Source organism: Pseudomonas putida (assembly GCF_001941965.1).
Lineage (GTDB): Bacteria > Pseudomonadota > Gammaproteobacteria > Pseudomonadales > Pseudomonadaceae > Aquipseudomonas > Aquipseudomonas putida_L.
On record NZ_MKZO01000023.1, the window covers coordinates 11,032 to 34,687 of the forward strand.

General features: G+C 63.3%; 25 protein-coding genes. All 25 read left to right on the forward strand.

Features of this window, described 5'->3' with window-relative positions:
• Positions 1-133 precede the first annotated feature (133 nt).
• The 25 genes from PSEMO_RS13525 to PSEMO_RS13650 all read left to right on the forward strand — a co-directional run bounded on the left by PSEMO_RS13525 (position 134) and on the right by PSEMO_RS13650 (position 23,592).
• A complete protein-coding gene (locus tag PSEMO_RS13525) occupies positions 134-454 on the forward strand; it encodes a nucleotide pyrophosphohydrolase (protein WP_075803578.1) in 321 nt (106 codons plus the stop codon).
• On the forward strand, positions 451-2,625 hold the full coding sequence (locus tag PSEMO_RS13530; protein ID WP_075803579.1) for a DNA/RNA helicase domain-containing protein: 2,175 nt from the start codon (positions 451-453) through the stop codon (positions 2,623-2,625). Before PSEMO_RS13525 ends, PSEMO_RS13530 begins: the two co-directional genes overlap by 4 nt.
• An 869-nt stretch (positions 2,626-3,494) precedes the next feature.
• Positions 3,495-4,247: a hypothetical protein gene (locus tag PSEMO_RS13535; RefSeq protein WP_028690967.1), complete on the forward strand. Its 753-nt coding sequence runs from the start codon at positions 3,495-3,497 to the stop codon at positions 4,245-4,247.
• Positions 4,248-4,365: 118 nt separating this feature from the next.
• Positions 4,366-4,578, forward strand: coding sequence for an AlpA family transcriptional regulator (locus tag PSEMO_RS13540; RefSeq protein ID WP_009459729.1), 213 nt, complete (start codon positions 4,366-4,368; stop codon positions 4,576-4,578).
• 42 nt (positions 4,579-4,620) lie between these two features.
• Positions 4,621-5,496 carry a ParA family protein gene (locus tag PSEMO_RS13545; protein WP_028690966.1) on the forward strand — a complete coding sequence of 292 codons (876 nt, stop codon included), beginning with the start codon at positions 4,621-4,623 and terminating at the stop codon, positions 5,494-5,496.
• Positions 5,480-5,728 (forward strand): hypothetical protein, encoded by a 249-nt coding sequence (locus PSEMO_RS13550; protein WP_019726333.1) that lies wholly within the window; start codon positions 5,480-5,482, stop codon positions 5,726-5,728. The genes PSEMO_RS13545 and PSEMO_RS13550 overlap by 17 nt, the downstream gene beginning before the upstream one ends.
• The gene (locus tag PSEMO_RS13555; protein WP_028690965.1) at positions 5,721-7,379 is read left to right on the forward strand and encodes a ParB family protein; all 1,659 of its coding nucleotides are present in this window, start codon (positions 5,721-5,723) and stop codon (positions 7,377-7,379) included. Before PSEMO_RS13550 ends, PSEMO_RS13555 begins: the two co-directional genes overlap by 8 nt.
• Positions 7,380-7,394: 15 nt before the next feature.
• On the forward strand, positions 7,395-7,955 hold the full coding sequence (locus PSEMO_RS13560; protein ID WP_023093474.1) for a DUF2857 domain-containing protein: 561 nt from the start codon (positions 7,395-7,397) through the stop codon (positions 7,953-7,955).
• Positions 7,956-7,958: 3 nt separating this feature from the next.
• Positions 7,959-9,191, forward strand: a complete 1,233-nt coding sequence (locus tag PSEMO_RS13565; protein ID WP_028690964.1) for an STY4528 family pathogenicity island replication protein — start codon at positions 7,959-7,961, stop codon at positions 9,189-9,191.
• Positions 9,192-9,509: 318 nt separating this feature from the next.
• Positions 9,510-10,289 carry a PFL_4669 family integrating conjugative element protein gene (locus PSEMO_RS13570; protein ID WP_028690963.1) on the forward strand — a complete coding sequence of 260 codons (780 nt, stop codon included), beginning with the start codon at positions 9,510-9,512 and terminating at the stop codon, positions 10,287-10,289.
• Positions 10,286-10,813 carry a DUF3158 family protein gene (locus PSEMO_RS13575; RefSeq protein ID WP_028690962.1) on the forward strand — a complete coding sequence of 176 codons (528 nt, stop codon included), beginning with the start codon at positions 10,286-10,288 and terminating at the stop codon, positions 10,811-10,813. The genes PSEMO_RS13570 and PSEMO_RS13575 overlap by 4 nt, the downstream gene beginning before the upstream one ends.
• A 73-nt stretch (positions 10,814-10,886) precedes the next feature.
• Positions 10,887-11,327 carry a single-stranded DNA-binding protein gene (locus PSEMO_RS13580; protein ID WP_028690961.1) on the forward strand — a complete coding sequence of 147 codons (441 nt, stop codon included), beginning with the start codon at positions 10,887-10,889 and terminating at the stop codon, positions 11,325-11,327.
• Between the two features lie 283 nt (positions 11,328-11,610).
• Positions 11,611-13,623, forward strand: a complete 2,013-nt coding sequence (locus PSEMO_RS13585; RefSeq protein WP_028690960.1) for a DNA topoisomerase III — start codon at positions 11,611-11,613, stop codon at positions 13,621-13,623.
• Positions 13,624-14,142: 519 nt separating this feature from the next.
• Complete coding sequence (locus tag PSEMO_RS13590) at positions 14,143-15,750, forward strand: DNA cytosine methyltransferase (protein ID WP_023103930.1); 1,608 nt, start codon at positions 14,143-14,145, stop codon at positions 15,748-15,750.
• 242 nt (positions 15,751-15,992) lie between these two features.
• Positions 15,993-16,550, forward strand: coding sequence for a hypothetical protein (locus PSEMO_RS13595; RefSeq protein ID WP_023103929.1), 558 nt, complete (start codon positions 15,993-15,995; stop codon positions 16,548-16,550).
• 330 nt (positions 16,551-16,880) lie between these two features.
• On the forward strand, positions 16,881-17,093 hold the full coding sequence (locus PSEMO_RS13600; RefSeq protein WP_003290186.1) for a hypothetical protein: 213 nt from the start codon (positions 16,881-16,883) through the stop codon (positions 17,091-17,093).
• Positions 17,094-17,114: 21 nt separating this feature from the next.
• Positions 17,115-17,507 carry a hypothetical protein gene (locus PSEMO_RS13605; protein ID WP_017512401.1) on the forward strand — a complete coding sequence of 131 codons (393 nt, stop codon included), beginning with the start codon at positions 17,115-17,117 and terminating at the stop codon, positions 17,505-17,507.
• A 173-nt stretch (positions 17,508-17,680) separates the two neighbouring features.
• On the forward strand, positions 17,681-18,367 hold the full coding sequence (locus tag PSEMO_RS13610) for a hypothetical protein (RefSeq protein WP_017512402.1): 687 nt from the start codon (positions 17,681-17,683) through the stop codon (positions 18,365-18,367).
• A gap of 80 nt (positions 18,368-18,447) precedes the next feature.
• Positions 18,448-19,185 (forward strand): DUF5983 family protein, encoded by a 738-nt coding sequence (locus PSEMO_RS13615; protein WP_017512403.1) that lies wholly within the window; start codon positions 18,448-18,450, stop codon positions 19,183-19,185.
• Between the two features lie 97 nt (positions 19,186-19,282).
• Entirely contained in the window at positions 19,283-19,561 is a 279-nt protein-coding gene (locus PSEMO_RS13620; protein WP_009459701.1) for a hypothetical protein, read from the forward strand.
• A gap of 289 nt (positions 19,562-19,850) precedes the next feature.
• A complete protein-coding gene (locus PSEMO_RS13625) occupies positions 19,851-20,663 on the forward strand; it encodes a hypothetical protein (RefSeq protein WP_023103925.1) in 813 nt (270 codons plus the stop codon).
• A 124-nt stretch (positions 20,664-20,787) separates the two neighbouring features.
• Positions 20,788-21,141, forward strand: a complete 354-nt coding sequence (locus PSEMO_RS13630; protein WP_009459699.1) for a DUF3085 domain-containing protein — start codon at positions 20,788-20,790, stop codon at positions 21,139-21,141.
• A gap of 368 nt (positions 21,142-21,509) precedes the next feature.
• Positions 21,510-22,427 (forward strand): DUF3577 domain-containing protein, encoded by a 918-nt coding sequence (locus PSEMO_RS13640; protein ID WP_023103924.1) that lies wholly within the window; start codon positions 21,510-21,512, stop codon positions 22,425-22,427.
• Between the two features lie 57 nt (positions 22,428-22,484).
• Positions 22,485-23,174: a DUF3275 family protein gene (locus tag PSEMO_RS13645; protein ID WP_023103923.1), complete on the forward strand. Its 690-nt coding sequence runs from the start codon at positions 22,485-22,487 to the stop codon at positions 23,172-23,174.
• Between the two features lie 94 nt (positions 23,175-23,268).
• Positions 23,269-23,592 (forward strand): hypothetical protein, encoded by a 324-nt coding sequence (locus PSEMO_RS13650; RefSeq protein ID WP_023103922.1) that lies wholly within the window; start codon positions 23,269-23,271, stop codon positions 23,590-23,592.
• Positions 23,593-23,656 lie beyond the last annotated feature (64 nt).

Sequence of the window (23,656 nt, forward strand, 5' to 3'; positions counted from 1 at the left end):
CGAGGGTGGTGAACAGCGCTACAGGTGTTGCATCCGGCGCTACAGTGCGGCGCTACACATGGAGCACGTGAACCTTGTCTCACTTGGTTACGTAAGCAATCATGCGCACATCAATTTGCCGGCATGACTGACTATGGAAGAAGCAATCAAGAAGTTGCGCGCATTCCGCGACGCGCGCGACTGGAAGAAATTCCACAACCCCAAGGATCTGGCGCTGGCGTTGAGCATCGAGTCGAGCGAACTGCTGGAAGTGTTCCTGTGGAAGTCCGCTGAGGAGGCCGATATCGCGAAGGTCAGGGAAGAATTGGCTGATGTACTCGCCTATGCCCTGTTGCTGGCCGACAACTATGGCCTTGATCCGCAACAGATCGTACTGGACAAGATCAAGCTCAACGAAGCCAAGTATCCAGTAGAGAAAGCCAAGGGAACGGCCAGGAAGTACACGGAGCTATGAGTGACAAGCCTCTGGTCGAAATAAACCGCTACAGCTTCACGAAAGGCGCCCTGGAAGAAGACCTGCATGGCAACTTCCACGCAGCGAACGCCTGGCCACTGGTGTATATCCTCAGCGATGAAGCCAGGAAGCAGGCCTATATCGGCGAGACTGCCGACACGCTCAAGCGCATGAGCACCCATCTGGCCAACGGCGACAAGAACCTGCTGCGCTCGGTGCACCTGATCAGTAGCGAGAAATTCAACAAGTCGGCGACTCTCGATATCGAGTCGTCATTGATCAAGTACATCGCCGCCGACGGCAAGTTCGCCCTGCTCAACAGCAACCTGGGACTGGTCGATCACAACTACTACCAGCGCAGCGGACTCTACGCCGACATCTTCAGGGAAACCTGGAACAGGTTACGTGGCGAAGGCGTGGTGCAGCATTCCCTCGAGTCGATCGACAACTCCGACCTGTTCAAGTATTCGCCGTACAAATCCCTGTCCTCCGATCAGCGCCAGGGGCTGCTGGGCATGCTCCACGCGCTGCTGGATGAGCGCACCACGACCCTGGTCGTGCAGGGCGGTGCAGGAACCGGGAAATCGGTATTGGCGATCTACCTGTTCAAGCTGCTGCAATCGGATATCGACGAAATGAGCTTCCACGAGTTCGATGCCGAGGAAGCCGAGTTGCGCACAGCGCTGAAGACGATCAAGGCACGCTATGGCACACCGAAAATGGCGCTTGTCGTGCCCATGAGCTCGTTCAGGAAGACCCTGAAGAAAGCCTTCGCCAATGTCGCTGGCCTTGCTGCGGACATGGTCATCGGCCCTGCCGAACTGTCCCGGCAACACTACGACATCGTCCTGGTGGATGAAGCCCATCGCCTGCGCAAGCGTTGCAACCTGGGCTCCTACTTCAAGGCCTTCGACAACGCGTCCAGGGCGCTCGGCTTCGATCCCTACAGTTGCAGTGAAGTGGATTGGGTATGTCACCAGGCGGGCAAGGCCATCTTCTTCTACGACACCAGCCAGTCGATCAAACCCTCGGACGCCAATGCCGAAGACTTCGTCAGGCTCAAGGCTCGGGACACGACACAAGTGCAGACACTGCTGTCGCAGTTTCGGGTACGGGCTGGCAATCCCTATGTGAAGTTCCTGGATGACTTGCTAAACGTCCGGCGCAACGGCCAGCCCAGGTTCTCGCCGAACAACTACGAGCTGGTTCTTTTCGATTCGATCAGCGAAATGCTGCAGGTCACGCTGGAACGGAACCGCCAGTTCGGCCTTTCGCGCATGATTGCCGGCTTCTCATGGCGGTGGGCCTCGAAAAAGAACAAGGACGCGTTCGACATTGAAATCGACGACGTGAAACTGCGCTGGAACCGCACCAGCAGTGATTGGATCAATACGAAGAACGCCGAGACCGAGGTGGGCTGCATCCACACCACCCAAGGCTACGACCTGAACTTCGCAGCGATCATCCTTGGCAATGAAATTGGCTACGACAAGGTGCGGGGCGAAATCACCATCGATGCGAGCCGCTACTTCGACCGCAACGGCAAGAACGGGATCAGGGAGCCGGGCGAGCTGAAGCGGTACATCCTGAATATCTACAAGACCATCATGCTTCGTGGTATTCGCGGGACTTTTGTCTATGCCTGCAACCAGGCCTTGCGCGAGTACCTGGCGCAGCACATTTGCGGTTATCACACGGCTCAGCCTGCTACCGAGCCCGTGAAGCTGGTGGCCTATGTGAATGCGGTGCCGCTGTACAACCTGCATGCCGCTGCCGGTGGCTTCAGTGAGGCCCAGCAGGCCGAGCAACAACGCTTGATCGCGGTCAACGCAGAGGTGCCGCTGGACAGTACCTGCTTCGCTTGTGAAGTGGTGGGCGAATCGATGAATACCGTCATTCCGAATGGCTCGATATGCCTGTTCCGTGCAGAGCGTGGTGGCAGTCGCAATGGCAAGATCGTGCTGGTGGAGTTGTGGGATGAGACCGGCGGGGCGCACTACACGGTCAAGGAGTACCGCAGCGTCAAGATGGAGGATGAAAGCGGCTGGCGTCACGAGAAAATTCTATTGTTGCCGCGATCTTCGGACGCGGCGTTCGAGCCGCTCGAGTTGAGGAATGACCTGCTGTCGAACTACCGAGTGGTCGGGGAATTCGTTCGAGTTATCCGGTAGATATGCATAGAAACGAAAAAAGGGCCAATAGGCCCTTTTTTCAAGCGCCTCAGCACATGATGCGCTGAGACAAATATCTGGAGCGGGAAACGAGACGTGTACTAGGACAGTAAGTCGTTGTTTCCCAATCACTTTCTTCGTTGGGCTGGCCAGCGAAGACCTCAATTGTAGCCTTGTTTTTCGTCCTCGGCAACAAATTCGTCCAAAGAGTTCCACAGACGTCCAAAGAGCTGCACTCAGCACACCAGACCCACGATCGGTACATCGTCGTAGGCAACTCCCTCGAACTCATCATCCACGCCCGGTCGTCTGCCCCGCATCCATCACCGCGAAGACGATCAGGCAGATGGTTCTGGTGATGGCACAGCTCGGATGCCACCTAGGAACGCCTGCACCACAACTCACAGGCGACCTTCTGGTCAAGCTCCTTTGAAAGAACGCGCATGCTGGCCACCGCGTTTCCGCACACGATTCTTTGTCGATATATCAGGATGACGGGGCAAGCATGACAGGCGCCGGTTTGCTGCGTCCGACTGGACATTCGAGGACGATTGCGGCCCCCTCACGCTTCCTGAGACCGCTGGCATATCAGGTCATACCTAGACGGTTTTGCAGAAACCGTAACTTCTCACGACCCTGATAGCGTGAGCGTCGCTGTCGAGCCTACGTCCCGATGCTCGACCTTCTGATCGATGATTTTTGCACATCGAACACACGACGACTACCAGTTGCGCGAACTGGTGAGAAGTATTCAAACCACATGACGAAGCGGCCTTCGGGACCCACTTCCTACACAAGCGACAGGCCGACCATGAGGTCGGCGACAAAGGAGTCGGTCATGTAGTTCTTCTCCTGGAAGGAGACGGAGCATGCACGAGAACAAGAATGATGCACCAACATCAAAGGTGTTCTATCGCCCGATCGAAGCGTCCATCCGCTGGGCCGGGCTGCTGCGATACGAGCAGGTGATCCTGGCTTCGATTTCGTCGCCAAGGCGCCTGCCGCAGTCGTTGGACTGTCCACGTTGTGACGAGCTGCGGCTTTGCACCGAACGCATCTTCGACGGCATCCTCAATGGAGAACTGCCCTTCGGACGGAACGGCATCACGACGCGCGATTCCGCGCTGATCGACTCCCCTGATCTGACGGTGCGCCACGTCGATCTGAAGCGCTGGATGCGCCAGCACTATCCCGAGCAACGACCGTGCTTCCTTTTCTCCCGGAGCGAGCGCATCGCCCATCCCTTCATCTCGGTGGAAACTGGGCAGGCGATGCTAGTCGAGCGCCTGGCCCTGAAGTCCACCTTGGACCAGTACAAACGCCAACTGCATGAGCTGCAGGAAAAGCACGGAGCGCTTCTCAAGCAGATGGCGCCCTCTGCTGGCGCACAGTGCCTGATCAGTGATCGCGCCGAAGCCACCTACCTGAACATCATCGGCAGCATGCTGGACCTGATGCTCGGCCAGTCGCCTTCCGGCGTTCCGTACTCCAGCTTCAAGACGCAGGAGGCGGTGGTCAGCGCGTTGGTCGCCCATCACAGCGGCGCAATGGGGATCGCGGAGCGGACGCTAAACGGCAAGTTCGCCACGGCCAGACGCCGGCTGCGTAGCGCAACAGTCTGAGGTTTTCCATCTTGTATGTGCAATCGCGGAGATTGCATTTGCAATGTCTTTTCCCATCCATGTCTATTGAATGGAGGTCACGCCAACAAACGCCACTGAGCGTTCAGGAGTGACCGCCATGTCGCAAACACCTGCACTGCCCGCAAGCGAGCGCCGCATCCTGCGGCTTGATGAAGTCGAAACCAAGTCGGGTTTCAAACGCGCCCACATCTACAACCTGATGCGCAAAGGCCTGTTCCCGAAGGCGCTGCGCCTGGGCGTGCGCGCGGTCGGTTGGGACTCCATCGAGATCGATCAGTGGATCGCCGAGCGCGTCAACAACCGGGCCTGACCCGTTCTCCAGCGGACTTCCCATCCTCACACGGAGAACGCCATGCAGGTCGTATCCATCATTTCAACCAAAGGTGGCGTCGGCAAGACCACCACGGCCGCGAACCTCGGCGGGCTTGCCGCGGACGCGGGGCTGCGTGTACTGCTGCTCGACCTCGACGTGCAGCCCACCTTGTCCTCGTACTACGAGCTAGGCCACCGCGCACCTGGTGGCATCTACGAGTTGCTGGCCTTCAACGAGCGCGACCTCGGGCTGCTTGTGTCCCGCACGAACATCGAGGGCCTGGACTTGGTGCTCTCCAACGACCACCGAGGCGAGCTGAACACTTTGCTGCTGCACACGCCGGATGGGCGCCTACGGTTGCGCCATCTCTTGCCGGTCCTGGCGCCTCTCTATGACCTGGTGCTGATCGACACCCAAGGTGCGCGCTCGGTGCTGCTGGAGATGGCGGTGCTCGCCTCCAACCTCGCGCTGTCGCCCGTGACCCCGGAAATTCTCGCGGCGCGCGAGCTGCGGCGCGGCACCATGCAGTTGCTCGAAGACATTGCGCCCTACCGGCACCTGGGCATCGAGCCTCCACCTCTGCATCTGCTCATCAATCGCGTCCACCCTGTGTCAGCCAATGCACGGCTGATCCAGCAGGCCCTGCGCGATCTTTTCCAGGACCACGCCGGCATCCGCGTGCTGGCCACCGACGTGCCGGCCATCGAGGCGTATCCGCGTGCAGCTACGCGCGGATTGCCAGTGCATCGGGTCGAATACCGCCAGCCGCCGGGCAGAGTCGCCCTCGCCGCGCTCGACACCATGCGCGGCCTCGCAGACGAACTATTTCCGCAATGGCGGCACCGATTTGCCATGGTGTCCGGCCGTCCGCCACACCCTCTTGATGCCGGGAGGTCCCATGGCGAACGCACATGAGCTAGCCCGAGGCCACAAGCGGCTTCGCGCCCTGATCGAGTTCGCGGTTGGCGAAGGTTGGCACGTCAAACGCACGCCTGGCGGCCACCTCAAGTTCACCAAGCCTGGCTGCGCCGCGATCTACACCAGCTCGACGGCAAGCGACCACCGGGCGACCCTGAATGCCCGTGCGCAAATCCGCCGCGCCGAGCGCGAGGCCCGATACCAAGCGCAGGGAGGCGGCCATGGCTGAGATCACCTCCCAGCAGATGGCTGGCAAGCTGCTCGCGGCCGGGTTCGAGCGCAGCGGCCCGTCAGCCTCGACCTTGAGCGACCCGATCGCCGACACCCCCATGGTCGTGACCCTAGATCAGTTGCGCCCCTACGACCACGATCCCAGGAAAAAACGCAACCCGGCCTACGAGGAAATCAAGGCGTCCATCCGCGAGCGCGGTCTGGACGCAGCGCCGGCCATCACTCGCCGACCAGGTGAGTCCCACTACATCATCCGCAACGGTGGAAATACTCGGCTGGCGATCCTGCGCGAACTATGGTCAGAGACCAAGGACGAGCGGTTTTTCCGTGTATCGTGCCTGTTCCGGCCGTGGCCCAGCCGCGGCGAAGTCGTCATGTTGACCGGCCACTTGGCCGAGAACGAATTGCGCGGGGGCCTCACGTTCATCGAGCGCGCCCTCGGCGTCGAGAAGGCGCGCGAGTTCTACGAGCAAGAAAGCGGCACCACCTTGAGCCAGTCCGAGCTGGCCCGCCGCCTCGCCGCCGATGGCTTCCCGGTACAACAGTCGCACATCAGCCGCATGAACGACGCGGTGCAGTATCTCCTGCCCGCGATCCCCACCGTGCTCTATGGCGGTCTCGGTCGCCATCAGGTCGAACGCCTGTCGGTCATGCGCAAAGCCTGCATGCTCGCGTGGGAGCGCTACGCCAAGGGTCGCCCACTGGTTCAGGACTTCGACGAATTTTTCCAGGAAGTGCTGTCGCAATTCGACGTCCAGGCCGACGAGTTCTCCGCGCAGCGTGTACAGGACGAGCTGATCGGCCAGATGGCCGAGATGCTGGGTGTCGATTACGACGTGCTCGCCCTGGACATGACCGAATCCGAGAGCCGGCAGCGCGCCTTGGTCAGCGACCCAACGCCGCCATCGACGCCGCCTGCGTTGCCGGAGCCGGGAACCATCGCGCGCCCACCTGCCAACACTGCGCCACCCATCGCAGGGGCTGCATCCGCAGCGCCGCCTGCAGGCCGACCTGCGGCAACGCCTTCGACGCGCGAGAGCGACACGGATGCCAGCCAGGCAAGTCCGGCCAACCCTGCGGTGGGTGGCGATCTGCTTCGGGAGCACATCGTCTCGCCGGCACCGACGACCGAACGGCTCCAGTCCATTCAGCGCATGGTCGCCGACCAGTTGGGTGATGCGCTGCCGCTCGACTTCTCGGCGAGTGTCTTGCAGTCCATCCCTGTGCAGGCTGGCGGGCTCTATCCGATCTCCGATGTCTGGTACATCGATCCCGGCGTGGACACAGCCGAGCGCCTGCGCATCCACATCGCACAGTTCGCCCGCGAAATCGCGGGCGAGGCAGACCTGGACGAGTGCATTGATGACCGTGCAGAGGGTATCGGTTTCGTCTGCCGGGCCCGCACCCAAAGCTCGGCACCGCTGGGCCGTGCCGTCCTCGCGCTGTTAGCGTGCCTGGCCGGTCAGCGGCCCGCCGACGTCGGCCTGCACGACGGGCAAATCGTCATCGAACTGCCGGCGCTGCTGCACGGCCAGGGTGATGCGGCCCAGCGATTGAGCGATACCTCGCTGGTCAAGCTGTTCCGGCTGCTGCGGCTGGCCCGGCGCCTGCTCGACCTTGAAGCCGGCGCTGAAGGCGTTGGAATGTGAGCGAGGGAGGCCAGCATGTCCGCACCACACCCACTCAACCAGGCCGTCATCGCCCAGGCCCTCTATGACCTGCGCAATGGGCAACTGCGCCGGTGCAAACTGATGGGGTTTGGCGAGGAAGAACTGGACGCCCTCAAGCATCCCGCGCTGATCAGCGTGCTCGCCAACGCTAACGTCTCCTGGTGCTCGGTGACGGTCAACCGCGAAGTGCTCCGGCGACTGCTCAAGCAGGCGCAGGACGTGGAGAAGGAAATCGCCACGGTCGATCGCATGCTCAGGCTGGGCGCGAGCACCGAGATGGTCAGTCGGTTCTATGGCCTGACCCACCAGGAGGTGGCGCTTCGCCGCGAAATCCTCGGCCTGCCGAAGCGCAAGGGCCGCCACCCCGTGCTGGACGAGAAACAGGACACGGAGCTGTGGCGGCAATGGAAGGCCGTGACCGGCAGCAGGAATGTCGATCTCGAAGACGAAACCTCCATCCTCGACGCTACCATGGACTTGGCCGAAGGCATGTCGCTGCCTCTGTCGGTGGTCTGGGCCTCGATCAAGAGCTGGGTCGATCAGGGATTGGGTTGAGCCATGGCCGTGGACGACACCGCACCACGCCGTGGCCCCGTCGCACTCGCGGATCTGTTCGATGCTGCCCTGAAAGACCTCGCGCCCAAGCCCAGCCCCAGTGCGCCAGCACCCGTGCCTACGCCGACGCCCGCCACGTCAGGCGATGCCTTCCTCTTCAGCGGCAACCGGCACGAGACCGTGCCGCGGCGGCTGTTCCTCGACCGTCGCCTGACGCCGCTGGAGCGCAACGCCTGGCAGGTGTTCCGGCTGATGCTCAACGACGACGGCATGACAGCCTTCCCGACGTATGAGCAGCTTCGACCCTGGCTGGCGTCGATGCCCTGCGCCGGGCAGGCCTCGCATGAAACCGTGGCCCGAGCGTTGACGCTGTTGCGCCTCACCCGATGGTTGAGCCTGGTACGGCGACGGCGTGACCCCAAGACCGGCCGCATCCTCGGCAACCTCTACGTTCTGCACGATGAACCACTGACGCCCTTCGAGGCCATGCAGCTCGACGCCGACTACCTGGCACTGGTCAGCCAGTCCCTCGGCCATTCGGCCAAGGCTGTCCAGATGGTCGGTCTGAACACCCTCAAGGAGATCGCGGAAGATCCGATGCTCTCCGGACGCACACTGCCGTCGCGGCTACAGGTCCTGGCCGAACGCCTCGCCAGCCAAGGCATCACGGCCGCCGAAAGTTATCCACAGGAGGATGCCGCCCACGATTCCGAAGAAGGAGCATCGAGCCTTCTTCGGAATGCGGACGACCCGTCTTCGGAATCCGAAGCAGGGGCGAAACCCGCGCCAGACGCCTCTCTTCGGAATCCGAAGCAGGCCCGTACAGTACGTAGTAGTCGTATTAATGAAGTACGTACTACCGCGCAGGCGCGCGCGCTGGGCGATCTGCAATGGCCCAAGCGCTTCACGGAACTGAAGGCAGAGCAGCAGACAGGTGCCAGGGTGGCATTGCAGCAGGTCGATGCCGCGCTGAGACAGGCCGTGCTGGACGACTGGGCCGCACGATGCAGCAGTCATGGCATCCGCAATCCTGCGGGGTATCTGTTCGGCATCATCCAGCGCGCCATCCATGGCGAGTTCAATGCCTGGGCCAAGAAAGACGCGCCATCGGCACCCGTCCCGCCAAACGAGCGGCCACCAGCAGCACCGCCACCTCAGCCGCAGGGTAAGCCAGTGCCGCCGGAAGTCGCCAAGCAGCACATCGAGCGGCTACGCAATCTGCTCGCCAGCAAGTGAGCCGGCATGCAAGTCGGTGAAAGTAGATGCCCATGGCCGCCAATAGAGCTATCCCCTGGGGATAGTTCCGCTGCTGGGCACAACGCCAAGTTGTCGCAGGCCTGGGATCGACCATCTGCCGCAGCATCGGTGTTGCCTACCCTGATCCCGGCGTGCAGCGTTCGTTGACGCTCCATGGAGCTATCCCCTGGGGATAGCTCGCGCCGCATGCAACCGCCGCGCCCTAAACCGGGGCCCGCCGGGATTCGGATTCTTGACTGACTGCCTTCCGCTTCCTGCCGAAGCTGGCCGCTCCTTTTCCAACAACGAGCGGACACCATGGCAACCAATGAACCTCTGCAACTGAATCTCGGCTCCCTGCGCAGCGCGATGTCGCTGACCCTGCACACCCATCACGCTTCCCGCATCTGGCACGGCCGCGCCGCCGCCGAGGGGCGACCGGGCATCGTCGGCCTGAACGGCTACATCGCCCAGATGAACAAGATGCGGCGGGGCTCGGAGCAGGACGACCCGTACTCGGACTGGTGGATGCTGCGCATCGAGGACAAGCTCGACCAAACCAAGGTCACGCTGCAATCGCTGCGCGAGCAGGTGGACCAGGCGCTGGCGAGCGTGCCACCGGCGCTCAGCCTGGGCGAAAACCTCAACGTGCAGCCGGTCAAGCTCCCGCTCTTCGTCAACGCGCAGCTCGGCTTTGCCGCGGTCTATCTCCTGGCCGACTACGACGACATCGCCCGCAAGCTGATCCTCGCCCACCACACCGCGCTCATCGACCGCAGCACCTTGGAACGCTGGCTCAACGAGGGCGCGCACGCGCTGCGCAGCCTGTTCTCGCTGGCCCAGCAGTATCGCTACTCGGGCTGCACCCGCGACGATTTCGCGGCGAAGAACGCCGCTGCGCGAGTCGCGCTGGAGAAGTACGGCGAACTGCCGCAGGAGGTGCTGGAGGGGACACGCCGCTCGAAGTTTGCGCCACCCGTCGTGCGCCGTGGCCTGCAACAGCGCGGCGACGGTCCTGCCACAGCGCCTCCGCCCAGCGACGAAGCCGCCACCGCAGAGCCGCCCGAAGCGTCAGCCGGCGAGGACGAGCCCGCATGAACGATCTGAACCAACCGACCCGCTACTTCCGGGGCCTGCAACAGGGTGCCTTCATGCGGCTGGAACACGCGGCCTCTCTAAAAGGCCTTTTAAAGCCTTTTAAGGGTAAAGGGGACTTCGAGGCCTGGGCCAGCCAGTGCTTCGCCATGCGCGACGAGTTGATTGCCCTGGCACAGCGACAGGTGCTGGAGCAAGCATGCGGGCACCCCTTCCACCTTCTGCCCATCGAACTGGCCCAACAGACCACTGGCGCAGGAACCGTCTTCTTGCGCTGGCGCAGGCACGACAGGTCGGCCATGGGCGTGGCGCTGTGGCGGGAGCTGATCGCCAGCAGCAGCACACCCGTCAACCTGCTGGCCGACCTGCACGCGATCGAGCTGCAGCGCATCACGTTGAACATGCAGATCAGCCTGCTGCACACCTTGGGCAGGCAGGCGCAGGAATGCGCCAGCAAGGCCGCCGAGGCGGACGACGCCTACCTGCACCGGCTCACGTCCGTTCCTGCCGCAATGCGCGATCGGTGATTGCGCCGGGCATCCCAGCACGCGCCCGGCGCCGACGAGGCACGGGTATTTCAACCACCACGGAGATCACACCATGAGCACGCATTTTTCTGGCGAAGGCAACATCGGCTCGCCACCGGAGTACCGCGAATTCCCCAACGGCAATGACGAACCCAGCCGCTTGCTGCGCCTGAACGTCTATTTCGACAACCCCGTACCCAAGAAGGATGGCACCTTCGAGGACCGCGGCGGCTTCTGGGCGCCGGTGGAAATCTGGCACCGCGACGCCGAGCACTGGAAGGACCTGTACCAGAAAGGTATGCGCGTGCTGGTCATCGGCCGCATGGAGCGCGAGCCTTGGACGGACAACGAAGATCAGCCGCGCGAGACCTGGCAGATCAACGCGCGCAGCGTCGGCATCCTGCCGTACCGCATCGAGTCCGTGGCCCTCAGTCCGAAGCCGCAGGAGGCAGAACCGAAGCCACAGGCTGCCCAGGAATCGACCGCGCCGAAGGAGGCGAAGCGCAGGAAGTGAACCGGCATGGAGGGCGGCCGCCGTAGTGCTTCGCCGCCCTCCATGCACCCCGCAAGCTATCCCCTGGGGATAGCTCCATCAACGTCCATCGACTTCCACGCGCTCCCGCAAATCGCGGCTACTGGTCCGCACACCTGCGGCCACGCGCCATCCCCGCCCGAGCCATTCCATCGGCGTGAAAGCGGTCGCCGGCGCATGCGGCTTGTTTGCTGCTACCCCAGGTGGCGCTCGGCATCCTCGATTCCAGCAACTCCATGAACAACGGGAATCGGGATGGACGGACATGCGGCTGTTCTTGTGCGAGAAGCCCTCCCAGGGCAAAGACATTGGCCGAATTCTCGGTGCCACGCAGCGCGGTGAAGGCTGCCTCAACGGTTCCGGCGTCACCGTCACCTGGTGCATCGGCCATCTCGTCGAAGCGGCAGCCCCCGAGGTCTATGACGCGGCGCTCAAGCGCTGGTCGCTGGAGCAGTTGCCCATCATTCCTCAGCACTGGCGGGTCGAGGTCAAACCTAAAACCGCCACGCAGTTCAAAGTCGTCAAGGCGCTTCTGGCTAAGGCGACCCAGCTTGTCATCGCCACAGATGCCGACCGCGAGGGCGAGTTGATCGCCCGCGAGATCATCGACCTGTGCGGCTACCGCGGTCCCATCGAACGGCTGTGGTTGTCGGCGCTCAACGATGCGTCCATCCGCGCGGCACTCGGCAAGCTCCGGCCATCGGCCGAGACGCTGCCGATGTACTACTCGGCGCTGGCGCGCTCTCGGGCGGATTGGCTCGTCGGCATGAACCTCAGCCGCTTGTTCACGGTGCTGGGACGGCAGGCCGGCTACGACGGCGTGCTGTCGGTAGGCCGCGTCCAGACCCCCACGCTCAAACTGGTCGTGGACCGCGACCGCGAGATCACCGCCTTCGTGTCCGTGCCGTACTGGGCCATCGACGTGTCCCTGTCCGCCGGTGGCCAGACTTTCGCCGCGCAGTGGGTTCCCCCGAAAGCATGCACCGACGACGCCGGCCGCTGCCTGCAGCAGCCCATCGCGCAGCACGCCGCGCAGCAGATCCGCGCCGCGGACAGCGCCCAGGTGGTGGCGGTCGAAACCGAGCGCGTGCGGGAAGGCCCGCCGCTGCCGTTCGACCTGGGGACCTTGCAGGAGGTGTGTTCCAGGCAGCTTGGGCTCGATGTGCAGGAGACCTTAGACATTGCTCAGGCCCTATACGAGACGCACAAGGCCACGACGTACCCGCGCTCCGATTCGGGCTACCTGCCCGAAAGCATGTTCGCCGAGGTGCCAACGGTCCTCGACAGCCTGGTCAAGACCGATCCCTTGCTGCGACCGATCATGGACCAGCTCAACCGCACTCAACGCTCACGCGCCTGGAACGACGCGAAGGTGTCTGCTCACCACGGCATCATCCCGACGCTCGAACCGGCGAACCTCTCGACCATGAGTGAGAAGGAACTGGCAGTGTATCGGCTGATCCGGGCGCATTACCTGGCGCAATTCCTTCCTCACCACGAGTTCGACCGCAATGTGGCGAACCTCTCCTGCGGCCAGCAGACGCTGGCGGCCACCGGCAAGCAGGTCGTCGTCAAGGGGTGGCGCCTGGTGCTGGCCGAACCGCAATCCGAGGAGGATGGCGACCCTGCGGCGCGCAGCCAGGTACTGCCCGCGCTGCGCGAGGGCCTGGCATGTCAGGTGGCCGACGTCGATCTGAAGGCGCTCAAGACGCTGCCCCCTCGGCCCTATACGCAGGGCGAGTTGGTCAAGTCCATGAAGGGCGTCGCCAAACTGGTCTCGGACCCGCGCCTGAAACAGAAGCTCAAGGATACGGTCGGCATCGGCACCGAAGCGACGCGGGCCAACATCATCAGTGGCCTGCTGACGCGGGGCTACCTCGTGAAGAAGGGCCGCGCCATCCGTGCCTCGGATGCGGCCTTCACCCTGATCGACGCGGTGCCCACAGCGATTGCCGACCCAGGGACAACCGCCGTCTGGGAACAGGCGCTGGACATGATCGAAGCTGGACAGCTCACGCTGGACGTATTCATCGGCAAGCAGGCTGCATGGATCTCACAGTTGATCGCGCAGTACGGCAGCACGTCCCTGTCCATCAAGGTTCCCCACGGACCGCCTTGCCCACAGTGCGGCGCACCGACGCGCCAGCGCACCGGCAAGAGCGGCCCATTCTGGTCGTGCAGTCGCTACCCCGACTGCAAAGGCACGCTGCCGGTCGAATCCGGCACGTCCAAGCGTGGTGCCTCGCGCCCGCGCCGCAGCGGCCGCAAAGGCTCCTGACCGACCCCGTTCCCCGTGAACCGTGCCCGCCATCGGCGGCGCGGCCTGTGTTCCGCACGCCCTGCGGGACGCCCAGCGCGCAACGCCTTCTTGTCCGTGTGCGCGTCCCGCTTGGTCATCCCCGGCCGCGGGACCTGAAGGTAGCTTCTCCGCGAACCGCCTCCTGCGCGTTCTGCTGATCTGCATTTCTCCCGCCTCTGCGAAGGGTCCCCCGGTGGCTTGCCAAGCTGCGCGAGCCACCCGGAGACCCTTCGTGGTCAGCGGTATTCGGTGCCGGTGCCCGCCGGCGCAAAAACGGGCTCCCTTTGTGCGCGGATGTGCGCCAGACGATGCCGGCGCGAACCACGACATGCGCCGGGTGTGATTGCTGATGAGCAGACGGTTCTAGCGACGACCGGGCCTGCACCAGCCCACGGGTGGTTCTGTCCTCCCGAGCCGAAGGCCGCAGGGCCTTCGGCGCCTTTCTCCTGCCTATCAACGTCCCGGCCCGCCCCGGGCCACACGAACAGGAGACCCGACATGAACCCGCAACCTTGCACCCTTCGCGGTGCGCCCCAGGCCGCGCCACTGCTGTACGGCAGCGTGTGCAGCGGCATCGAGGCCGTGAGCCTCGCATGGCAACCCCTCGGCCTCAAAGCCGCGTGGTTCGCCGAGATCGAGCCGTTCCCGAGCGCCGTGCTCGCCCACCGTTACCCCCATGTGCCCAACCTGGGCGACATGACCGCGATCGCCCGTCAGGTGCGCGCCGGCACCGTGCCGGCGCCCGACATCCTGGTCGGCGGCACGCCGTGCCAGTCGTTCAGCGTTGCCGGCGCGCGCCAGGGGTTGAACGACCCGCGCGGCGCCTTGACCCTTGCCTATGTGGAGCTTGCAAATGCCATCGACCAAACCCGCCACCAAGACCGCCGCCCGCCGGCAACGCTCGTCTGGGAAAACGTCCCCGGCGTCCTCAACGACCGCAGCAATGCCTTCGGGCATTTCCTGGGCGCACTGGCCGGAGAAAGCCGTGCGCTCCAGCCGCCAGGGGAAAAATGGGCGCACGCTGGTTGTGTGTCTGGACCCCGCCGCCGCATCGCCTGGCGCGTGCTCGACGCTCAATATTTCGGTGTCGCCCAACGCCGCAAGCGCGTGTTTCTTGTGGCATGTGGTGGTGATGACCTCGATCCCTCCGAAGTACTTTTTGAGCGCACAGGCCTGCGCGGGGATTCTTCTGCGGGCCGCGCGCCGTGGCAAGAAGCTGCCCGCGCTGCTGGACCGGGTGCTGCAGCAGCAGGCGGATACGCAGGATTCGCTGGACTGAACCAGCCCTACGGCAAGGTCACGACGACGTTCGGATTCAGCGGCGGCATTGGCCCCGTCGATGTTGCGGCATGCCTGATGGCCGCGGGTCCCAAGCACGACATCCGCACCGAGACGTTCATGGTGCAGTCCATCGCCGGCAGCATCGCCCACACCCTCGACACCGCCAACAACGGCAAGGGCAGCAGCGAGGACGGTACGGGAAAGGGCGTGCCGATCATCGCCTTCACCGCCCAGGGCAGCGGCGCGGACGCCACGATCGACCTGACGCCGACGCTGCGTGCCGGCGGGCATCGCAACAGCCATGCGAACGCAGGCGTCGTGCCCGCCATCGCCTTCGCGCAGAACAACCGCGGCGAAGTGCGCTTCGAGTCGGGCCATGGACAGGTGTCTTGCACCGTCCTGTCCAACGGCAAGCCGGGCTACGGTGTGCCGATGGTGGCCTGCGTTGCCCTGCGGGGACGGACGCAGGGTCTTGCTGCCGAACTGGGCGGAAGCGTTGCGGCGGCGTTGCGTACCAGCGGCGGCGGCGCAGACAAGCCCCATGTCCTGGCCCCCGACTTCGAGGCACATTTCCGCTACGACTGGAATGAATCCGGTGCAGCGGACTGGTCGCAATGGCGGGTGCGGCGGCTGATGCCCATGGAGTGCGAGCGGCTGCAGGGCATGCCCGACGACTACACGCTGATCCCGTATCGCGGCAAGCCTGCCGCAGACGCTCCGCGCTACAAGGCGATTGGCAACTCCATGGCCGTCCCGTGCATGGCTTGGCTGGGCAACCGGCTGGTGCAGTGCCTGCACAAGACGGACTCGACCGCTTCGGATTGATCGACGACGCAGCCTGCCGGCCGCGCCATTCTCCCCCTGCATTGCCGATGTATCGGCAGCAGCCCGCAGCCAGGGTGTCAAGGCTGCCGTGGGTTCCGCCCACGCCACCCACCAGTTCGCTTCGGCATCTCACCGGCGAACGCTGCCCACCGGGGCATCGATGCCTCCTTTCTCCAACCCACGGGATGGTCGCCACGTCCCGTCAGGGGCATGTCGCCACCCGGTCGATTTCAGGACTTCCCATGGACACCATCACCAAGCAAGACCGCATCACGCTGAAGAACCTCAAGGTCGCCGACTTCGCCAGCGAGGAAACGCTGTGCTTCACCGCGACCATCGTGTTCGACGGCACTCCCATCGCCGAGGCCCGCAACGACGGGCATGGCGGCTCGACATTCCTCCGCGCGCTCAACGGCAAGACGACGCTGCTGGCTCAGGCCGAAGCCTTTGCCAAGGGCTTGCCGCCTGCGCCGCTCGATCTAGGCCAGGAGGGTGAAGACCCTCATTACATCGACATGACGCTCGACTTCCTGGTCGATGAACTGGCCGATGCCATGCACGCGGAGCGCAAGGTGCGAGCCGCCTTCAACCGCGACATCGGCAACAAGGTGCTGTTCATCAAGGACGGCAAACTGCTGTTCATCAAAGGCATCAAGCTCAAGGCTATCGCCGACCGCAAGGCGTACTTCGCTTCGCTGCGCACCAGGCAGGCCCAGCCCATCGTCATCCTCGCCGAGCTTCCGCCCGAGCGGGCATTCGACCTGTGGAAGCAGCATGTCCTGGGCGACAAGCCCGATTGACCCAGCGCCACCGCACCCTCCTGACAGCCCCGTACTCGATGCGGGGCTTTTCTTTTCCTGTGCTCATCAATCGGGGCTGGGCCGAATGCCGTTTTCCAACTGACGCGGCGCAGCCCTCGCACGAAGCTGCCTGCATGTTCGCTGATTCGTCAGCACATGCCAGCAGCCAGGGTTCCAGGCTGCCGCGGGTCTCTCCCGCGTCACCCACCAGTCCGCATCGCATCAATTCTGCGGATGAGCGTCCCCGTGACGCTGATGCTTTTTATCAACCGCGTGCGGGAGCTGCCATCCCGTGAGGGACAAGGCCCCGCTTTTCCAAGGAGCCCGTCCATGTCCCAGCAAGCCTCTTTCGGCCAGTTGGCCCTGACCTACTGCGGCAAGTTCCTGCCGCTCGAAGTCTTGCAAAGCGCCGCCGGCCACTACATCGGCACGCGCGATACCGAAGGTCCCGTTTCGCGGGAATCCCGCGAGTACTTCCGCAGCTATGCCGCGGCTCAACGCGCCCTCGAAAGAGGCGGCTGGTCCCAGCTCGCCATTCCCTGATCCAACTGGAGAAATCACGTCATGAACCAGCTACTGCCGCGGGAAGTCGTCGATCAGATCATGCGGGAAGAGCAGCATTTCGCTGCCGCGCCCCAAGCCTTCTTCGAGGCCTGGAAGCGCGGTGTCGAGATTGCTGGTCCCGAGTGGTTCGGCGACGGCACCCGTGAAGGCCTGAACCAGGCCAAGACCAAGTGGGATTTGCGTCCCGACATGCTGCGGCTCAACGATGCCCTCGGCGTCCTGAGCAGCGGCGAACGCATGTTCCTGTCCGCCATGGTCAGCTTCTACAACGCGCGCGAGGGCGGTGCCATGCTCAAGCGCTGCCGCTTCCACGGGCTGTCGGACTTCGACGGTCTCGATCTGGAACGCCGCAAGGTCATCGCCGACCTGCTGGTGAACTACAGCGGTTGGTGAGCCGGTCTCCGGCACGCCACTGTCCTCTCGATCCCCCCGTGAGGGACATGCGCCCATAAGGCCATGTCCCTCAATTTTTCTTCCCCATCGCCCGACGCCAACGGCCTTGGGCTATTCCCTGCGGACGCCATCGTCCGCATGGGCTGGCTCCGCTCTTCTCGAAAGGAGCCAGCATGGCAAACAACTACTACGAAGGCACGGGCGTTCTCGTGCTCAACCGCGTTACTCCCGTCATCAAGGCACTGTTCGGTGCTTTCGCGCTCGACGAAAACCATCCCGGCAATGGGCAGGCCTACATCGCCCAGATCGCCGAAACCAATGATCCACGCTGGACAGATGTGCTGGACGGTCTGGAAAACCTGGCCACACAACTCGGCATCCCCATGCCCGACGACGAAGAGTTGTCGATTCCGCCTCTGCTTGAACGGCTGGCCGCGCACTTCGGTGCTGACCAGGACGGGGAGCTGGAGAACCTGATCGAGCACCACCAATTCGAGGACGGCGCCGACCTGGAAGCCCTGCTTCTGATCGCTACCCGCTTCGATGACGGCCATAACCTGACCGCCATCCAGTTTGAGGGCTGCTGGTATTGCAGCAAGCCAAGGCTATTCGAGTTCGGCGGCAACGGCTGCTACCTGAGCCGTGAGGTCCAGGTCTTCAGAACGTCCTCGCAGGCGCTTCAACTCGGCGATCAACTGCGCAACACCATCCTGGCCGCCGACATCGAAGAGGCCTCAGCGTTGATCGCGCTGGAGGCCGCCAACCTGCTTGCCGGCATCACCGATGAGCAATTTCGCCTAAATGTGCGCCATCGCATCGCCGAACGGCTGGTTCAGACGCCAACGATCAGCGCCGACTGACGCATTTTCCACTTTCAACCAACCGGGTCCAATTCCCGGTGGCGGAGATTGGCCCCAATATTCAAATCTGGAGAGTTCCCATGTCCCAGAAACCCAATCCCTTTCTCCGCGGCTACTGGAATCTGAAAATCGTCCGCACGCTGTGCATCGGCTACGACGACGGAAGCCCGCATGTCTGGCGAATCATCCACGCGAGTCAAAAGCACTTTTCCGACGAGGAACTGATTTCATCCTCGTGCATCGTCACCAGCGATTTCGCCGTGGTCAGGAATGGTCCCGAACCCGTGAGTGCCGAGGTGCTGGCCGAATGCGATACCGCAGAAGGTGTCAGCGGCGAAGGTGTAATCGGTGCCGTGGTCTATGCCATCCATGGCGACGACTTCGACGGTCGCCCCATCCACGTCGGCGACGCCTATTCGGCAGAGGCAGCGCGGGAAGTCGTACAGCGCCTGAGTTTCGAGACCGGCTACTACAGCCGGTGCTGGGAAATCAGCAGCGCACACATCAGCCAAGAAACCGGCCAATACCTCGCCAACCTGGCAGACCTCGCTACGCCGGAGGCATTCCTGTTCATCGCGTTCCGGGTTCCGTACAGCCCGGCGATCGGCATCAAGCTGATCTCCACTCCCTGGACGGACAAGAACCTGGACCACGCCGAGGGCATCAGTGCGGAGCAGCTTCGCCAGGAGCACCGAAGCAAGGGTATGCCGGATGACCTGGCGAACGTCATTGAACTGGCTGGCCAGGCCGACGTGCGCATCCTGATTCTCGACGCCGACGCACCCGTGCTGTTGGGCCTGCCGTTGGCCGAATCCTAGCAGCCGCTCGACGCAACATCCTTCCTCTTTGTTCTCCCCCATACCGGCCCGTCTCCCTCCCGGAGCCGGGCTGGTCCATTTTCATAGGAGCAACCTCATGTTCCCCGACCTCATCTCGCGCACGCCAGACTTCGAGCACCAGCTCGGCGCCTGCGTCAATGCCATGGGCCAGGACGACGCCATCGGCCAGATCCTGGTATTCGAGCGCATGAGCGGCACGCTGCACATGCGCCATATCGCCAGCGCCGACCTGGTGGACACCGACATTGACGACTACGAAATGGTCGTCTTCGACGGTGGCAACACCAGCGGCGATACATGGAAGCATGTCTTCTTCCCACGTCAGCGCGAGCACTACTTCGTGTACGAAGCCTGACCCAACCAAGCCCCTTTTCGAGGGGCTTTTTCTTGTCCGCAGCGCAGGAAAGCGGGTGCGACGCTGTGCGATTTCTTGCAGGCAGGCCGCCCATTCCAGAGCCATCCTTGCTCCATGTTCGTCGGCGTTGCCGACACATGCCCTGGCAGCCGAGACCTTCAAGGCTGCAAGTGCGGGAAACCGTGCTGGTCGTTTCTTCCTATGGACGTACCCCGTCCGTTCACGCCACCCACAAGGGACCTCTCCCTTGCGGGCGGGGAATCCCTTGTTCTTCCTCAAGGAGATTCCCATGGACCGTTCCCTCATCAAATCCATGATGCCTTCGCTTGTCGCGGGCCATGTCCCTCGCAACGTGCGTTCGTTCAAATACCGCGTATTCGATGATCAGCCGCAGTCCTCGACGTTGGGCTTCGCCATTGACCCTCAGCCCTTCAACGGCAAGGTAGTCTCCGCGACCGACGATGCCATCGTCGTCAAGCTCAAGCCTTCCGAGTTCGCCGTGCTCGATCCCAACCTGGTGACCACCGTTCCCAGCGAGGGCGCCAAGGTCCATGTCCAACCCTACGCCCGGCGACGTTTCGACGGGCTTCGCGCGGACACCCCGGAAGTCGTCACCGAGAAGACTTCGGATGGCACGCCTTACACCATCACGAGGCATATCCTTGGCAAAGCACCCGCCAAGCTGCCCATTCCCGAGCCGCAGTGCATGGAGCTGGGCCAACTCATCGAGCAGTTGGAGGAGATGCCCGCGCCCGACGGGTTCCGGTGCATCACCCACATGCTGGTCGATGCAGGTGCCCGCGACTTCGCCTGGGTCGATCCCAAGCCCTCCAGGATCATCGAGACCCCGCCGGCGATCAGCTTCACGGTCTCAACCACCAAGTTCGAGGGTCAGGTGACGATCCTCTACGACCGTGGCGGCGACACCTACGTGGTGGAGCTGCACCGCGACGGTGAGTTGGTCGATAGGCACGACGAGGTGTATTTCGACATGCTCGGTGAAGTGCTGGAGCGGCTCATCGACGACGGGCGCTGGCGCCTGATCGACGTGAGCGTGATCGACGCCAAAGCCTTTCGGCAACGTCAGGCGGTTCCAGCCTGACGTGCCAGACAGGAAGCCTAGCGGCACGACTGATCAGTCCACAGCCTACCGGCGACTGCCCCACAAGCCTTCCATCCGTTTCGGTGGAGGGCTTTTTTCTTCATCCATACAGGAGATTTCAACCATGTCACTGCGATTCAGAGGCTCCGACCTGCGCCCCGTGCTTGCCGAAGCCATCGCCAACCAATGCCGCGTCGCCCTGGCCAAGGACCAGGGCGTGTACTTCCTCGCCGAGCGCGGAGAGCGCCGCCCCGATGGCCGCGTGAAGCTGCTGGCCTATGCCGTCGGCTGCAACCCGGATACCGACCCGTTCGATGACTGGTGGGAACTGGCACGCGCCGAGCTTGGCGGCGACGACTTCGGCGAGTTCTTCGACCCGAAAGACAGCGTTTTCACTCGCATTCTGCAAAGCTCAGATGATCTGGAGCTGTCCGCCACCGCTACGTATCTGTCGCTGGCGGCGGTGGAATCGGCGTAGTCCAAAAATGTCCGCATACCCCTTGAAGCCCCCATTTCGGGGGCTTTCTTTTGGGCGGAACTGGGCAGCCTGGAAAAAATGGGAAGCGCCCGGATGCCGATTGATTGCTGTCGCGCGCGCGAGGCCCGGCCATGCTGACCCCATGCCTGCTGACGTTGTCAGCGACATGCCAAGCAACCATCGGTCTTCAAGGTTGCGTCGCAGTTCCCACTGCGTGACCGAGCCAGCTCGCACCGCATCCATCCGCGAGCGGCCACCAGTCTCTGGTGGCGGATGCTTTCGCCTTATCGACCCACCGCGGGGTTACGCACCTTTCCCCGCATGCGTGGGGCTGGTGTGTCTCCGCTTCTTCCCTATGGAGATTCACCATGAACACCACGTCCAACGAGAAATCGTATTTCGACCTCCACACCTCGGGCATCGGCTACATCCAGCGTGTCCGTGAAGTGCCTGTCCGGGGCGGCCGCCGTGCGCAGCCTTTCCTGGCATGCACCGTTGCCGCGCTGGTCGGCCCCGCCAGGGACCCCAGCTACCGCTACTTCGACGTCAAGGTCTCGGGTGCCGAGGCCAAGAACCTCGTCCAGCGCTACATCGGCGTTGACGATCCCAAGCAGCGCCCGCTGGTGCGCTTCCGCCTCGGCGACCTGTGGGGCGATGCGTACATCCGCGACAAGGGCGAGCGCAAGGGTGAAGCCGCCGCGTCCCTCAAGGCGCGACTGCTCAAGGCCGAGCCGCTTGACCGGGCCGAACTGGCTTCCATCAAGCAGCACGAGCTGATCACCCGCGGCATCGGCTACCTCAGCCGTCCGAAGGACGTCACCCCCAAGGATGGCGATCCGTTCCTGTCGTGCTGCGTCGCGGCTCTGGCCGGGCCTGTCGGTGAACCGGACTATCGGTACTTCGACACCATCGTCGCCACCCCTGAAGCCGAGCACCTGGTTCGCCGGTGCGTGCAGGCCATCGAAGGGGACCGCAAGGTGCTGATCGCCTTCAAGTTGAACGACATGAAGATCGATCCGTACATCCGCACCAAGGGTGAGCGCGCCGGGGAGCCGGGAGCGAGCCTGGAATCGACGCTGATCCACATCGGTCTGATCAAGATCGACGGCACCCAGGTCTATCCGACGAGCCAGGCGCAAGCCGAGGCGTCGCAGGCCGAGGACGCACCCGCGCCCGAAGCCGAGGACGCCGCCGACACCGCTGCCGACCAGCCTATCGAGCCCGCCGAGCGCGAGCCCGCAGGTGAAGTCGAAGAGCAGGAGCCGGCATTGGCTGCTTCGTTCTGATCCGGCATGGCCCCTCACGGGGCCTTGCCTTTTTCCTATTCCTCAAGGAGAAGCATCATGGCAGTCACATCGGCACCCGAGAAATCGGCCACTCCCATCATCGTCCCGGGCCAGCTCGCGCTGCGCACCATTCATGGCCGCAACGGAAAGTTCAATGTTGGCAAGCTCGAATGCCAACTCGGAAAATTCACGATTAAAGACGCGGAGTTGGAGCAATACCCCGAGGGCAAGTATCAAGGGGAGTTCGTCCTTCGCTACATCTTCCTCAAAGGCTATCCGATCAGCGACGGCAGCATGCGTTTCGAGATGCGCGCCAACCTGGACGGTATGACACTTTTCGGCATCGACAAGCTGAGCAAGGCCGAAGCACATAGCTTCGCCCCGCAGGAAGTCGATCCGCTCGATGAAGATCAAGGGACACAGCCTGCGACAACGCCGGCCAAACCCGCCAAGGCATCCAGGTCCGCCAAACCTGCACCCGTGCAGACGTCCGCGGACCCGCTGGTCGATACCACGCCCTTCGGCGTGGACGCGCCGCCTGCTGCGGCTGCTGCCCCCGGCAGCACCGAGGATGGCGACGCCGCGCTGTTCGGCCTGTTGTGGCCGCTGGGCGAGTCTGTGAAGCTGGATTCGACCATCGACCGCCGCGCCCTGCGCGCCCAGATCGCCCGCCTGGGCGAACTGGGCTACGCGCTGGACTTCAAGACGCAGGAGTGGAGCCGCCAGGCCGAACTGCAACCTGCGTGATTGCAGACACCGCATCCGCGGTGTTCTTCATCCACCCGCTGGGGTTCCTTCCCCATGCGGGGGTGGCCTCGGCTTTCTTCTGGAGGTCTCCATCATGTCCACCATCACTTGCGATACACCCCGTTCCGCGCTGGACGAAACCGCGTGGCGCGCCGTTTGCAAGACGGCCGCCGAGCATGCCCAACGTGGTTGCGGCCTGTCCTGGGATCACTGGGTCACGCTTTTCAGCTCGGAGATCGACGCGCAAGCCAGTCGATTGCCGGAAAGCCAGCGCGTTCATGCGCTGGAAATCGCGACCCAGGAATGGGACTACGCAACACCTGCCGAACGGCAGGAAACCCAGGACTGGCTCGCTGAAAACGGCTGCTGTTCGCATGGGATCACGCTGGGTTGCTGCCCGGCCGGTTGCGGTTCCTAGCCCGCACTGCATTCCATCGCCGCACACGCGGCATTCCATCACCCGCTGGGGGTTCTTCCCCACG

Bases quoted from the DNA above. Each gene is read 5' to 3' on its own strand.
- PSEMO_RS13525 (WP_075803578.1), top strand. From the start codon at position 134: ATGGAAGAAGCAATCAAGAAGTTGCGCGCATTCCGCGACGCGCGCGAC.
- PSEMO_RS13530 (WP_075803579.1), top strand. From the start codon at position 451: ATGAGTGACAAGCCTCTGGTCGAAATAAACCGCTACAGCTTCACGAAA.
- PSEMO_RS13535 (WP_028690967.1), top strand. From the start codon at position 3,495: ATGCACGAGAACAAGAATGATGCACCAACATCAAAGGTGTTCTATCGC.
- PSEMO_RS13540 (WP_009459729.1), top strand. From the start codon at position 4,366: ATGTCGCAAACACCTGCACTGCCCGCAAGCGAGCGCCGCATCCTGCGG.
- PSEMO_RS13545 (WP_028690966.1), top strand. From the start codon at position 4,621: ATGCAGGTCGTATCCATCATTTCAACCAAAGGTGGCGTCGGCAAGACC.
- PSEMO_RS13550 (WP_019726333.1), top strand. From the start codon at position 5,480: ATGGCGAACGCACATGAGCTAGCCCGAGGCCACAAGCGGCTTCGCGCC.
- PSEMO_RS13555 (WP_028690965.1), top strand. From the start codon at position 5,721: ATGGCTGAGATCACCTCCCAGCAGATGGCTGGCAAGCTGCTCGCGGCC.
- PSEMO_RS13560 (WP_023093474.1), top strand. From the start codon at position 7,395: ATGTCCGCACCACACCCACTCAACCAGGCCGTCATCGCCCAGGCCCTC.
- PSEMO_RS13565 (WP_028690964.1), top strand. From the start codon at position 7,959: ATGGCCGTGGACGACACCGCACCACGCCGTGGCCCCGTCGCACTCGCG.
- PSEMO_RS13570 (WP_028690963.1), top strand. From the start codon at position 9,510: ATGGCAACCAATGAACCTCTGCAACTGAATCTCGGCTCCCTGCGCAGC.
- PSEMO_RS13575 (WP_028690962.1), top strand. From the start codon at position 10,286: ATGAACGATCTGAACCAACCGACCCGCTACTTCCGGGGCCTGCAACAG.
- PSEMO_RS13580 (WP_028690961.1), top strand. From the start codon at position 10,887: ATGAGCACGCATTTTTCTGGCGAAGGCAACATCGGCTCGCCACCGGAG.
- PSEMO_RS13585 (WP_028690960.1), top strand. From the start codon at position 11,611: ATGCGGCTGTTCTTGTGCGAGAAGCCCTCCCAGGGCAAAGACATTGGC.
- PSEMO_RS13590 (WP_023103930.1), top strand. From the start codon at position 14,143: ATGAACCCGCAACCTTGCACCCTTCGCGGTGCGCCCCAGGCCGCGCCA.
- PSEMO_RS13595 (WP_023103929.1), top strand. From the start codon at position 15,993: ATGGACACCATCACCAAGCAAGACCGCATCACGCTGAAGAACCTCAAG.
- PSEMO_RS13600 (WP_003290186.1), top strand. From the start codon at position 16,881: ATGTCCCAGCAAGCCTCTTTCGGCCAGTTGGCCCTGACCTACTGCGGC.
- PSEMO_RS13605 (WP_017512401.1), top strand. From the start codon at position 17,115: ATGAACCAGCTACTGCCGCGGGAAGTCGTCGATCAGATCATGCGGGAA.
- PSEMO_RS13610 (WP_017512402.1), top strand. From the start codon at position 17,681: ATGGCAAACAACTACTACGAAGGCACGGGCGTTCTCGTGCTCAACCGC.
- PSEMO_RS13615 (WP_017512403.1), top strand. From the start codon at position 18,448: ATGTCCCAGAAACCCAATCCCTTTCTCCGCGGCTACTGGAATCTGAAA.
- PSEMO_RS13620 (WP_009459701.1), top strand. From the start codon at position 19,283: ATGTTCCCCGACCTCATCTCGCGCACGCCAGACTTCGAGCACCAGCTC.
- PSEMO_RS13625 (WP_023103925.1), top strand. From the start codon at position 19,851: ATGGACCGTTCCCTCATCAAATCCATGATGCCTTCGCTTGTCGCGGGC.
- PSEMO_RS13630 (WP_009459699.1), top strand. From the start codon at position 20,788: ATGTCACTGCGATTCAGAGGCTCCGACCTGCGCCCCGTGCTTGCCGAA.
- PSEMO_RS13640 (WP_023103924.1), top strand. From the start codon at position 21,510: ATGAACACCACGTCCAACGAGAAATCGTATTTCGACCTCCACACCTCG.
- PSEMO_RS13645 (WP_023103923.1), top strand. From the start codon at position 22,485: ATGGCAGTCACATCGGCACCCGAGAAATCGGCCACTCCCATCATCGTC.
- PSEMO_RS13650 (WP_023103922.1), top strand. From the start codon at position 23,269: ATGTCCACCATCACTTGCGATACACCCCGTTCCGCGCTGGACGAAACC.